Genomic DNA, 2020 nt, shown 5'->3' on the forward strand with positions numbered 1-2020 from the left:
GAATGAACAGGATCGAGGGCGGCACGAGATAGGCGAGATAGATGCCGAGGCCGACATAGGGGCTGCCGCGGAAGCGCAGGCGCTCGATGGCGTAGGCCGCCAGCGTGCTCGCGACCAGCGACAGCGTGGTCGAGCCGATCGCGACCAGCATCGTGGTCTTGAGCCAGTGCGGATAGGCGGTGTTGAACAACAGGTGCTTGATGTGGGCGAGCGTCGGCGAGGAGATCCAGAACGGGTTGTTGTCCTTGTAGTTCATCAGCTCCGCGTTCGGCTTGAACGAGGTGATCGCCATCCAGTAGAACGGAAACAAGAGGATCAGCACGAAGCAGCCGAGCGGCAGATAGATCATCATCAGCCGCCGCAGCCCGGAATCCCAGGCCATGGTGTCGGGCGGCGCCTTGGCGTTCGCGGTCGGTTGCACGACGGTGTCAGTCATTGGCCTCTCCCTGCTGCCATTTGCGGCGCGCCAGGCCGAAATAGGAAAACAGCGTCGCGAATACCAGGAACGGGATCATCGACACCGCGATCGCGGCGCCTTCACCGAGCTCGCCGCCGGCGATGCCGCGCTGGAACGCCAGCGTCGCCAGGAGGTGGGTGGAGTTCACCGGGCCGCCGCGGGTGATGGCGTAGACCAGCTGGAAGTCGGTGAAGGTGAAGATGATCGAGAAGGTCATGACGATGGCGAGGATCGGCATCATCATCGGGAAGGTGATGTAGCGGAAGCGTTGCCAGGCGGTGGCCCCGTCCAGCATTGCGGCCTCGTAGAGCGCGGGGGAGATGGTTTGCAGACCCGCCAGCAGCGAGATCGCGACGAAGGGAATGCCGCGCCAGATGTTGGCGGCGATCAGCGAGAACCGCGCCGGCCAGGGCGAACCGAGGAAGTCGATATTGCTGTCGCGCCAATGCAGCACGTCGACCAGGAGGTAGGAGATGATCGAGAACTGCGGATCGTAGATCCACCAGAACGCCAGCGCCGAGAGCACGGTCGGCACGATCCAGGGCAACAAGATGATCGCGCGCAGCAGGCTCTTGAACGGAAAATGGTTGTTGAGCAGCAGCGCGAGCCAGAAGCCGAGCGCGAACTTCCCGAAGGTCGCAATGCCGGTATAGAGCACGCTGTAGAACACCGCGTTCCACCACAGGGGATCGGTGACCAGATACTGGAAGTTCTCAATACCGATGTAGACACCCCGCCGGCCGATCGTGGTGTCGGTGAAGGCCAGCCAGATGCCGAGCCCGAGCGGATAGGTCAGGAACACGGTCAAAAGCCCAATCGCGGGTGCAAGGCACATCACGATCAGGAACGGCTTGTAGTCGAACAGGCGCACGATCCAGTTCGGCTGCCGCTGCGCCAGCGCGGGGGAAGAGAGGGTGGTCACGGACATCAGGGCGTTGTCCTGTTCTTGGCTGTTACCACACCGTCATTGCGAGCGAAGCGACTTCTCCGCCGAAGCCTTGGCGAAGGCGGAAGCAATCCAGTCTGTCTTTGCAGTTGCATTCTGGATTGCCTCCTCGCTTCTTTCCTCGCAATGACGGCCGCGTTATCGGGCGTTACTTCGCAGCCTGCCGCCGGAAGTACCGCTTGCAGCGCTGCTCGGCTTCCGCGGCGGCGGCCTCCGGCGTCGCGGCGCCGGTCGCGACGGCCGCGAACATCTGGATCAGCACGTAGTCTGCGCTGACGGCACCCGTCGCCGTCGAGATCGGGCCCTTGTAGCCGTCGTAATAGGTGCTGTTCATCGTGTCCTTGAACAGCTTCACCTTGGGATCTTGCGACCACACGGCGGACTCGGCATAGGCTGCCAGCGGCTGGGACCAATAGCCGGAGTTGGCATTGAGCCACGGCTCGTACTGGTCCTTCTCCAGCATGTATTGCAGGAAGGCCTTTGCGGCGTTGGGATACTGGCTGTGCTTGAACACCATGGCATTGAGCGTCAGGCCGGCCATCGGCGAGATCTTGGCGACACCCTTGGGCAGCAGCTGATGCTCGCTGTCCTCGGCGATCGCCTTGGTTGCCGGGTCG

The 2020-nt window shown here is 62.7% G+C and carries 2 protein-coding genes and 1 pseudogene; all 3 read right to left on the reverse strand.

Annotation, left to right across the window (positions count from 1 at the left end; all coding sequences use genetic code 11):
• Nucleotides 1-436: pseudogene (locus JHD07_RS38610) on the reverse strand (carbohydrate ABC transporter permease); the annotation flags it as partial.
• Nucleotides 429-1385 (reverse strand): sugar ABC transporter permease, encoded by a 957-nt coding sequence (locus JHD07_RS38615; protein ID WP_291631777.1) that lies wholly within the window; start codon nt 1383-1385, stop codon nt 429-431. The pseudogene JHD07_RS38610 and the gene JHD07_RS38615, both read right to left, overlap by 8 nt.
• Before the next feature lie 166 nt (nt 1386-1551).
• The coding region (locus tag JHD07_RS38620) for an extracellular solute-binding protein (RefSeq protein ID WP_291631780.1) at nt 1552-2020 on the reverse strand (469 nt) is incomplete at its 5' end.

This window comes from Bradyrhizobium sp., from assembly GCF_016462955.1.
GTDB lineage: Bacteria > Pseudomonadota > Alphaproteobacteria > Rhizobiales > Xanthobacteraceae > Bradyrhizobium.

Bases quoted from the DNA above. Each gene is read 5' to 3' on its own strand.
- JHD07_RS38615 (WP_291631777.1), bottom strand. From the start codon at position 1,385: ATGTCCGTGACCACCCTCTCTTCCCCCGCGCTGGCGCAGCGGCAGCCG.